This is a genomic window from Kitasatospora sp. NPDC001095 (assembly GCF_053598615.1).
Window position 1 is genome coordinate 1 of the sequence record NZ_JBSFKQ010000101.1, and the last position, 10,087, is coordinate 10,087.

8 protein-coding genes are annotated in these 10,087 nt (G+C 76.0%); 6 read left to right on the plus strand and 2 right to left on the minus strand.

Annotated elements, in window-relative coordinates; all coding sequences use genetic code 11:
- The 3 genes from ACWDBB_RS35785 to ACWDBB_RS35795 form a co-directional block, all read left to right on the plus strand.
- The coding region (locus ACWDBB_RS35785; protein ID WP_449793585.1) for an electron transfer flavoprotein subunit alpha/FixB family protein at positions 1 to 698 on the plus strand (698 nt) is incomplete at its 5' end.
- A 214-nt stretch (positions 699 to 912) separates the two neighbouring features.
- Complete coding sequence (locus ACWDBB_RS35790) at positions 913 to 2,334, plus strand: acyl-CoA synthetase (RefSeq protein ID WP_449793586.1); 1,422 nt, start codon at positions 913 to 915, stop codon at positions 2,332 to 2,334.
- Positions 2,335 to 2,634: 300 nt separating this feature from the next.
- Positions 2,635 to 3,498: a C40 family peptidase gene (locus ACWDBB_RS35795; RefSeq protein ID WP_449793587.1), complete on the plus strand. Its 864-nt coding sequence runs from the start codon at positions 2,635 to 2,637 to the stop codon at positions 3,496 to 3,498.
- A gap of 118 nt (positions 3,499 to 3,616) precedes the next feature.
- Here ACWDBB_RS35795 and ACWDBB_RS35800 read toward each other — a convergent pair whose 3' ends face one another.
- Positions 3,617 to 4,531 (minus strand): PfkB family carbohydrate kinase, encoded by a 915-nt coding sequence (locus tag ACWDBB_RS35800; protein ID WP_449793588.1) that lies wholly within the window; start codon positions 4,529 to 4,531, stop codon positions 3,617 to 3,619.
- Positions 4,532 to 4,970: 439 nt separating this feature from the next.
- On the opposite strand from ACWDBB_RS35800, the gene ACWDBB_RS35805 reads away from it, so the two are divergent.
- Complete coding sequence (locus ACWDBB_RS35805) at positions 4,971 to 6,038, plus strand: NUDIX domain-containing protein (protein ID WP_449793589.1); 1,068 nt, start codon at positions 4,971 to 4,973, stop codon at positions 6,036 to 6,038.
- Between the two features lie 84 nt (positions 6,039 to 6,122).
- Positions 6,123 to 7,061, plus strand: coding sequence for a DUF4184 family protein (locus tag ACWDBB_RS35810; RefSeq protein ID WP_449793590.1), 939 nt, complete (start codon positions 6,123 to 6,125; stop codon positions 7,059 to 7,061).
- Here ACWDBB_RS35810 and ACWDBB_RS35815 read toward each other — a convergent pair.
- Positions 7,037 to 8,401, minus strand: coding sequence for a M20/M25/M40 family metallo-hydrolase (locus tag ACWDBB_RS35815; protein ID WP_449793591.1), 1,365 nt, complete (start codon positions 8,399 to 8,401; stop codon positions 7,037 to 7,039). The two genes, ACWDBB_RS35810 and ACWDBB_RS35815, sit on opposite strands and share 25 nt — an antisense overlap.
- 310 nt (positions 8,402 to 8,711) lie before the next feature.
- Between ACWDBB_RS35815 and ACWDBB_RS35820 the strand changes: the two genes are divergently transcribed.
- On the plus strand, positions 8,712 to 9,968 hold the full coding sequence (locus tag ACWDBB_RS35820; protein WP_449793592.1) for a geranylgeranyl reductase family protein: 1,257 nt from the start codon (positions 8,712 to 8,714) through the stop codon (positions 9,966 to 9,968).
- Positions 9,969 to 10,087 lie beyond the last annotated feature (119 nt).

A 10,087-nucleotide genomic window follows, 5' to 3' on the forward strand; every position in this document is an offset into this window, starting at 1 on the left:
CCGTGCTGGTGACGTCCTCGGGTGAGGGCAAGGAGGTCGCCGCGCGCGTCGCGCTGCGGATCGGCTCCGGCATCATCACCGACGCCGTCGACCTGGAGGCCGGCGACGGCGGCCCGGTCGCCACCCAGTCGGTGTTCGCCGCGTCCTTCCAGGTGAAGTCCAAGGTCACCAAGGGCGCGCCGGTCATCACCGTCAAGCCGAACGCCGTCGCCCCGGAGGCCGCCCCGGCCGCCGGCGCGGTGGAGAACGTGGCCGTGGAGTTCACCGGCAACGCCGCCAGGGTCACCTCGCGCACCCCGCGGGTGTCCTCCGGCCGTCCCGAGCTGACCGAGGCCGCGATCGTGGTCTCCGGCGGCCGCGGTGTCGGTGCCGCCGAGGGCTTCGGCGTGGTCGAGGAGCTCGCCGACGCGCTGGGCGCTGCCGTCGGTGCCTCGCGCGCCGCCGTGGACGCCGGCTGGTACCCGCACAGCAGCCAGGTCGGCCAGACCGGCAAGCAGGTCTCCCCGCAGCTCTACATCGCGGCGGGCATCTCCGGCGCGATCCAGCACCGGGCCGGCATGCAGACCTCGAAGACCATCGTGGCCGTCAACAAGGACCCCGAGGCCCCGATCTTCGAGCTGGTCGACTACGGCGTGGTCGGCGACCTCTTCCAGGTGCTGCCGCAGCTCACCGCCGAGGTGAAGGCCCGCAAGGCCTGATCCCGCAACGACGCCGGAGGGCGTGGCACCGAGTACCGCTCGGTGCCACGCCCTCCGGCGTGCCCCCAGCCGCCGTCCGACCGTCCCGGAGCACGGCGGGCGGGGCGGCGCCCGTAGAGTCGGCGCCGGCGCGTGACGCGGAGGCGGACACGCGGGACGAGCGCGTGGCGCACCGGCGCGGCGCGGTGGCGTGGAACGAGGCGAGGACGGTGGCATGGCACTGCTGACGGCACTTCAGGGCGGTTTCGGCGACGCGGCGCGGGCGCTGCGGATCGACGGGCGGGCGCTCTCCCGCGAGGACCTGCTGGGCGCGGCGACCGCCGTAGCCGACCGGGTGGCCGGCGCCCCGGCGCTCGCGGTGCTCGCCCGGCCCACGGTCGAGACCGTCACCGCCGTGGTCGGCGGCCTGCTGGCGGGCGTCCCGGTGGTGCCGCTGCCGCCCGACTCGGGCCCCAAGGAGCGCGAGCACATCCTGCGCGACTCGGGCGCGGCGCTCCTCGCGCACGCCGTCGGGGAGGAACTGCCGCAGGACACCTCGGTGGCGGGGCTGCCGGTGGACCCCGCGCAGCGCTCCGCCACGACCTACGCCGAGCCGGCCGCCGAGTCGACCGGTTTCGTGCTCTACACCTCGGGCACCACCGGCGCGCCCAAGGGCGTGGTGATCCGGCGCGAGGCGATCGCCGCCGACCTGGACGCCCTCGCCGCCGCCTGGCAGTGGACCGCCGAGGACACCCTCGTGCACGGTCTGCCGCTGTTCCACGTGCACGGGCTGCTGCTCGGCGTGCTCGGCGCCCTGCGCACCGGCAGCGCGCTGGTGCACACCGGGCGGCCCACCCCGGCGGGCTACGCGGAGGCCGGCGGCAGCCTGTACTTCGGGGTGCCCACGGTCTGGTCCCGGTTGGCGGCGGACCGGGAGGCGGCGGCCCGGCTCGCCCCGGCCCGGCTGCTGGTCTCCGGCAGCGCGCCGCTGCCCGTCCCGGTGTTCGAGAAGCTGGCGGCGCTGACCGGGCACGCCCCGATCGAGCGGTACGGGATGACCGAGTCGCTGATCACCGTCAGCACCCGGGCCGACGGCGAGCGGCGCCCCGGAAGCGTCGGGCTGCCGGTGGACGGGGTCAGGACCCGGCTGGTCGGCGAGGACGGCGCGCCGGTGCCCAGCGACGGGGAGAGCGTAGGCGAACTGCAGGTCTGCGGCCCGACGCTGTTCAGCGGCTACCTCAACCGGCCGGACGCGGACGCCGAGGCGTGGACGGCGGACGGCTGGTTCCGCACCGGCGACGTCGCGGTGATCGGGGCGGACGGCTTCCACCGGATCGTCGGCCGCGCCTCGGTGGACCTGATCAAGAGCGGCGGCTACCGGATCGGCGCGGGCGAGGTGGAGGCCGCACTGCGCGACCACCCGGCGGTCGCCGACGCGGCGGTCGTCGGCGTGCCGGACGAGGACCTCGGACAGGCGATCGTCGCGTACGTCGTTCCCGACGGCGCCGTGACGGGGGATCAGTTGACGGCCTTCGTGGCGGAGCGTCTCTCGGTGCACAAGCGGCCGCGGCGGGTCGTCCTGGTGCCCGAACTGCCCAGGAACGCCCTGGGGAAGGTGCTGAAGAAGCAGCTGCTGGCGGAGGCTGGCGGCCGCTGAGGAGCGGTGTCCTGACGCCTCCTCGGTTGACGGTCGTTCACCCTGATGTGCCGTCGGTGCTCGCCCCCGGCGCCCCTTCCATTTGGCGCACTCCACTGCGCGCAGTGAGCGGATGCGTGCTTAACGTGACACGCAGGCAGAATCGAACCCCCTGGGCGACGCGCTGCGGCTTCCGGTCGCAGGACCGGAAGCCGCAGCGCGCCGGGCGGGGGCTCTGCCGACAAGCACGGCCACTACCGGCCGGGCACAGCAATCCGCTGCAGTCCGCAGCGATCCGCAGCAGTGAAGGAAGTCAGCACGATGACCACCGTCAACACCGGCGCGCCGGAGGCCGCCGGCGAACCGACCGGGCAGCAGGACGTTGCCACCGCCCGCACCTCCCGTCTGTCCCGCACCTCGCGGCTCTGTCGGGGCATCGCCGTGGTGGCCGTGATCGCGACCGGCACGGGCGTGATCGGCCTCGGCACCAGCGTCAGCCCCGCGGTCGCCGAGTCCGCCCCGGCGCACGCCGGGTGGGACGGCTCCCGGTACTGGTTCAAGAACAGCCAGGGGCAGTGGCGCTGGACCTCGCACTACAGCGTGTACGCGGCCCGCACCGGGGGCGGCTCCGCCTCCGCGGCCAAGGCCACGACCGGCTCCGGGGGGATCAAGGAGGGCTGGGACGGATCGCGTTACTGGTTCCGCAACAGCAAGGGCGAGTGGCGCTGGACCTCGCACTACGACATCTACCTGGAGCGCACCGGCCGCGGCTCCTCGGGGTCCGGGGGCGCGGGCCACACCGAGGACTCGGTCGCGCAGGACCCGAACGTCGAGGCCGCCGTGCAGTTCGCGCTCTCCCAGTTGGGCGTACCGTTCCGCACGGCCGGCAACGGGCCGGACGGCTACGACTGCTCGGGCCTGGTGCAGCAGGCCTTCCGGCACGGCGGGATCCGCCTGCCCCGTGTGGCCAACGACCAGTACGCGGCGACCACGCCGATCAGGGCGAGTCAGCTGCGCCGCGGCGACCTGCTGTTCTGGTCGCCGGACGGGACGGCCCGGGGCATCCAGCACGTGGCGATCTACCTGGGCGACAACAAGTACGTCGAGGCCGCGCGGCCCGGGACCAAGGTCCGGATCTCGGGGATCAGCAGCGGCTACTACCCCGCCTACATGGGGCGCCCGTAGCGGCGTCGCCATCCGCCCATCCGTGGCCGCCGGGTCGTCCGGCGGCCACGGCGGGCGTTCCGCGTGCCGGGCCGGGGCCGGGGCGGGCGATGGGCGGCGGGCGACTTCCGACGCGCGCTCAGAGGTCCGTCGGGCGGGGCAGCGCGCCGCGCGCGCCGAGGCCGGTGACGGCGAAGGCCCCGGCGGCGACGGCGGTGGCAGCCGCGTCGGTCAGCCCGGCGCCGCGGGCGAGTCCGGCGGCGAGGGCGCCGCAGAAGACGTCGCCGGCACCGGTGGTGTCGACCACCCGGACGGTCGGGGCGGGCAGCCGGGCCGGCGTTCCGTCCACGACGACCAGCGCGCCCTCGCCGCCGAGGGTGACCACGGCGCCCTCGGCGCGTTCGGCCAGCGCCCGGGCGGCCTCGGTGACGTCGGCGGCGCCGGTGAGCTGGCGGGCCTCGACGGCGTTCGCGACGACCAGCGGGCGCCGTCCGGTGGGGCCGGTCCGGGGCAGGGCGCCGGCGGGCGCGGTGTTGTGCAACCAGCGGGTGCCGCCCGAGGCGCCCGCGGCGGGCAGCGCGGCGGCGACCGCGCGGATGCACTCCGCGGGGACCTCGTTGCTGGTCAGGACCACGTCGACGGGGAGCAGCCGGAGGCGGCCGAGCACGGCGGTGACCTCCTCCGGGGTGAGGTGGGCGTTGGCGCCGGGGACGACGACGATGCTGTTCTCCCCGGCCGGGTCGACCATGACGATCGCCTGACCGGTGGGCGCGTCCGGGTGGACGAGCACGGCGCCCGTCTCGACCTGCGCGCCGTGCAGATCGGCACGTGCCGCCTCGCCCTCGGCGTCCCGCCCGACCTTGGCCACCAGGTGCGTCGCCGCCCCCATCCGGGCCGCCGCCACCGCCTGGTTGGCCCCCTTGCCGCCGAAACCCCGACCGGCGGCGGTGGCGAGGACGGTCTCGCCGGGGGAGGGGAGCAGGGGGCAGCGGAGGATGCGGTCGGTGTTGACCGAGCCGATGACGACCACACGGCCGGCGGGAAGCAGCTTCATCGTTCCTCTGTACGCGGCGCGGCGCGGGCGGCGCAAGGAGGCCGGCGGTCGGTGGTCGGCGGCCTGAGCGGGTGGGGGGACGTGTGCGGGCCGGGGCGCGGCATGGGGCGCGCACGCGGGGGCTCGGAGCGTACGGGGAGGAGCGCATGGAAGCGTGCGAGCGGGGCGTGCGCGGCAAGTCGACCCATCGGACGCCCTGTGCCCTAGCAGTGGTGAAGGGGTGCAATATTGATGTAGACCGGCCTGCATATTTCCATGCATGGCTTCTGACCTGGGCACATGCCGCTGTCACGGGGCAGAGCGGGGCGTGCGGGCGGGCGCGTCGGACAGGCATGGGGAGCGGCGTGGCGCGGGTACCACCACGGGTGGCGCTGGTTCGACCGACGGGGGCGCTGCCCGGTGCGAACGGCATCGGGGGAAGTCGAGGGCAGGGGACGTTGTGATCGTCTGGGTCAATGGCACATTCGGGGCGGGCAAGACGAGTGCCTGCCGTGAGCTGGTGGAACTGCTGCCCGGGAGCGTGCTCTTCGATCCCGAGCTGGTGGGCTTCGGCCTGCGCCGGATGCTCCCGGCCGACCGGCTGGCGACGGTGTCCGACTTCCAGGACCTGGCGGCGTGGCGCCGGCTCGTCCCCGAGACGGCGGCGGCGCTGCTCGGCGAGGTCGGGGGCCCGCTGGTGGTCCCGATGACCCTGCTCAGGGAGGACTACCGGGACGAGATCTTCGGCGACCTGGCCTCGCACGGGATCACGGTGCACCACTTCGTCCTGGACCCTGAAGAAACGATCCTGCGCGAACGCATAGCCCACCGCGACGAGTGCCCGGGCGACCCGGAGGGCAGCGAGCGGGTCCGCGCCTGGTGTCTCGAACACCTGCCCCGCTACCGCGCCGCCCGCCGCTGGCTGGTCGGCGACGCCCGCATGATCGACACCGGCGAGCTCTCCCCCCGGGAGACCGCGCACCGGATCGCCGAACTGGTCCGGGTCGGCGCCGCCCGCTGTCCGATCGCCCAGACGCCGGACCCGACCGGGGACACCGTGGCCTCCGCTGTCCTGTTCTTCGACGAGCAGGACCGGGTGCTGCTGGTCGACCCGGTCTACAAGCCCGACTGGGACTTCCCCGGCGGGGTGGTCGAGCGCGGCGAGGCCCCCACCGACGCCGCCCTGCGCGAGACCGCCGAGGAGCTGGGCCTGCGTCTGGACCCGTCCACGCTGCGCCTGCTCGCCGTCGACTGGGAGCCGCGCACCGGCCCGCGCCGCGGCGGCCTGCGGCTGGTGTACGACGGCGGCCTGCTGGACGAGGAGGCCCGGCGGAACCTGCTCCTCCAGCAGGAGGAGCTGCGCAGCTGGCGCTTCGTCACCCTGGAGGAGGCCGGCGACCTGCTGCCCCCCGGGCGCTACCGGCGGCTGGCGGCCGCGCTGGACGCCCGGCGGAGCGGGGAGCTGCGGTACCTGGAGGCGGGGAGCCGGGTGGCCGTGGGGCTGGCGAGCACGGCGGACGCGGTGTAGCGGCCGGTCGGCGCGGGGGGCCTGCCGGGCGCCCCGGCGCCTCCCGGCGCGCCGGGTCGCGGTCGCGGGCGGGAGGATGGGGGCATGCCGTTCACGCTGAGCCACCCCGCCGCCGTCCTGCCCCTGCTGCGCGCCGCCGGGGCACGCGGGCCCCTGGTGGCGTCGGCGCTCGTCGCCGGCTCGATGGCGCCGGACGTGCCGTTCTTCGCCGAGTCCCTGCTGCCCGGGGTGTACGGCCACGGCGGGCTGACGCACCGCTGGTGGGCGGTGCCGACGCTGGACGTGGCGGTCGCCGGCGCGCTGGTGGCCGGCTGGCACGGGCTGCTGCGCGGACCGGCGGTGGCGCTGCTGCCCGAGCGCTGGGCGGGTGGCGCCGAGGCGCTGACCGCTCGGAAGGCCGGAGGGGCCCGCGGGCTCGGTGACGCCGGTACGGCCGGCGCGACGGTCCGCGGCGCGGCGTGGTTCGCGGCCTCGGCGGCGATCGGCGCGGCCACCCACGTCGGCTGGGACGCGTTCACCCACGGGGACCGGCTGGGGACGCGGCTGCTGCCCGTGCTGGACCGGCCGGTGGCCGGGGTCCCGCTGTACGAGGCGCTGCAGTACGGCAGTTCGGCGCTCGCCCTGGTGGCGCTGGGCGGCTGGGCCGGGCGTGCTGTGCGGGCCGTCGAGCCGGTGCGGCCGGCCGTGCGGCTCGCGCCCCGGGCCCGGCGGGCGGCCGTCGCGCTGCTCGGCGCGGCGACGGCCGCCGGGGTACTGCACCGGCTCAGCCCGTTGCGGCGGAACCTGGTGCCGGAGGTCTGCTTCGGTGCTGGGGCCGGGCTCGCGGTGGGTGCGGTCGGCTACGCGGCGGTGCTGGCGGCCGCCCGCCGGTTGGGCGGCGGGCGGCCGGACGCCCCGGGAGTCCCCGTGGGGCGCCGCCGCGAAGGCCCGTCAGGCCGACCGGGCCGGGCCGACCAGGCTGGGCAGGCCGACCAGGCTGACCAGGCCGGGCAGGTCTGTCAGACGGAGCGCAGTTCGGCGTAGCGCCGGAGGAACAGCGCCTCGGTGAGCGCCATCTGCTCCAGCTCCTGCGGGTCGACGCTCTCGTTGACCGCGTGGATCTGGGCGGTCGGCTCCTCGACGCCGATCAGCACGATCTCGGCCTGCGGGTAGAGCGAGCGCAGCGTGTTGCAGAGCGGGATCGAGCCGCCCTCGCCGGAGGCGACCATCGCGGTGCCGAAGGCTTCGGCCATCGCCTCGCCCATCGCCTCGTACGCCGGGCCGTTGATGTCGGCGCGGAACGGGGCGCCGTTGCCCTGGCGCTCGATGGTGAGCCGGGCACCGAGCGGGACCTGTGCCTCCAGGTGGGCGACCAGCGCGTCCTGGGCGGCGAGGGTGTCCGTGCCCGGCGCGACGCGCAGGCTGATCAGGGCCTTGGCGGTGGCCTGGACGGAGGAGGTGGCGCCGATCACCGGCGGGGCGTCGATGCCGAGGACGGTGACGGACGGGCGGGCCCAGAGGCGGTCCGCGATGGTGCCGGTGCCGGTCAGCGCGACGCCGTCGAGCACCTTGGCGTCGGAGCGGAACTGCTCCTCCGGGTACTGCACCCCGGTCCAGGTCTGGTCGGTGGTCAGGCCCTCCACCGCGACGTCGCCGTTCTCGTCGTGCAGCGAGGCCAGCATCCGGACCAGGCACTGCAGCGCGTCCGGGGCGACGCCGCCGAAGGCACCGGAGTGGAGGTTGCCGGCCAGCGTGGTGACGGTGGCCTCGACGACCGTCATGCCGCGAAGCGAGGTGGTCACGGTGGGCAGGCCGGGGGCGAAGTTGCCGGTGTCGCCGATGACGATGGCGTCGGCGGCGAGCAGCTCGGGGTGGGCCTCGGCGTAGCGCTCCAGGCCGCCGGTGCCCTGCTCCTCGGAGCCCTCGACGATGATCTTCAGGCCGACCGGGTAGACGTCGCCGTACACCTGACGCAGCGCCCGCAGCGCCGTCAGGTGCATCAGGATGTTGCCCTTGCAGTCGGCGGCGCCGCGCCCGTACCAGCGGCCGTCGCGCTCGGTCAGCTCGAAGGCGGGGCTGAGCCAGGCGTCCTCGTCCAGCGGGGGCTGGACGTCGTAGTGCGAGTAGAGCAGGACCGTCGGCGCGCCCGCGGGGCCGGGCAGCTCGCCGTAGACGGACTGGGTGCCGTCCGGGGTGTCCAGCAGCCGGATGCCGGTCAGGCCCTCGGCGGCGAAGGCGTCGGCGACCCAGCGGGCGGCCTTCTCGCACTCCTCGACCGGGAACTGGCGCGGGTCGGCGACCGACGGGAAGGCGACCAGCTCGGCGAGGTCGGTGCGGGCACGGTCCATCAGGGACCGGACGGCGTCGGCCAGGGGCTGTGACATCGGGGCTCCGGGGGGACGGTCCGCCCTGGGGGTGGTGCGGGCGGAGGAGGTGGTTGGCGGTAGTGCCGATCATAGGCGGAGCGGAACGGCGTGTTCCGGCGGGTGAGGCGCGGAGGAGACGCGGGAGCGGCGCGGGCGCGGGTGAGGTGCGGGCGGGGGCGGGGGCGGGGGCGGGGGCGACGGGAGGCGGGAGGCGGGAGGCGGGCGGGGCTCAGGGGCACCGTCGCGCACCGGCTGACCGTGACCGGGTGGTACCCGCGCGGGGGCGGCGCGTTCGCCCGGCGCCGCCGGACGCATAGGATTACTCGACGTGACTGACTCCGGAAGCTCCGATTCCCGCAGCCCGCTCGAAAGCCCGGACGAGGGCGGTCCGATCGACGACGCGGCCGCGCCGCCGGACGGCGTCTGGGACGTCGTGGTGGTCGGCGCCGGACCGGCTGGATCCTCGGCCGCGTACGCCGCCGCGGCCCAGGGCCGCCGGGTGCTGCTGCTCGACAAGGCCGAACACCCCCGGTACAAGACCTGCGGCGGAGGCATCATCGGCCCCTCCCGGGACAGCCTCCCGCCGGACTTCCGGCTGCCGCTGCAGGACCGGGTGCACGCCGTCACCTTCGCCTACGACGGCAGGTACACCCGTACCCGCCGGTCCAAGCGGATGCTGTTCGGCCTGGTCAACCGGGACGAGTTCGACCTGCGCCTGGTGCAGGCGGCCAAGCAGGCCGGGGCGGTGCTGGTCACCGGAGTGACCGTCACCGGTGTCGAACAGCGCGGCGGTGAGCACCGCACGGCGCTGGTGACGGCGGGCGACGGGCGCACCTTCGAGGCCCGCGCGGTGGTCGGCGCGGACGGCAGCGCCAGCCGGATCGGCCGGCACGTCGGCGTCACCTTCGACCAGATCGACCTCGGCCTGGAGGCGGAGATCCCGGTGCCGGCGCAGGTCGCCGCCGACTGGGCGGGCCGCATCCACCTCGACTGGGGCCCGCTGCCCGGCAGTTACGGCTGGGTGTTCCCCAAGACCGAGACCAGCAGCCTGACCGTCGGCGTCATCTCGGCGCGCGGTGACGGCGAGCGGACCAAGCAGTACCTCGCGGACTACATCCGCCGGCTGGGCCTGTCCGGGTTCACCCCGCAGGTCGAGTCCGGGCACCTGACCCGCTGCCGCGCCGAGGACTCGCCGCTCTCCCGCGGCAGGGTGCTGGTCGCCGGGGACGCCGCCGGACTGCTGGAGCCGTGGACCCGCGAGGGCATCTCGTACGCGCTGCGCTCGGGCCGGCTGGCCGGTGAGTGGGCGGTGAAGGTGGCCGAGGCGGGCAACGCGGCGGCGGTGCGGCGCGAGGCGCTGAACTACGCGTTCGCGGTCAAGGCCGGGCTGGGCGTGGAGATGCGCGCGGGCAAGCAGCTGCTGAACGCCTTCGAGCGGCGGCCGTACCTGTTCCACGCGGCGGTCTGCCTGGTGCCGGCCGCCTGGCGGGCCTTCGCCCGGACCACCCAGGGGCAGACCTCCTTCTCCCAGGTGCTGCGGCAGCACCGGGCCGCGCGGCGGCTGATGGCGATGGCCTCGCGGTAGTCCGGGTCGTCGCGACGCGGGGCCGGGGGGGCCCCCCCCCCGGGGGGGGGGGGGGGGGGGGGGGGGGGGGGGGGGGGGGGCGCGGCGCGCCCCGCGCCCCCGCGGGCCCCCCCCCCCCC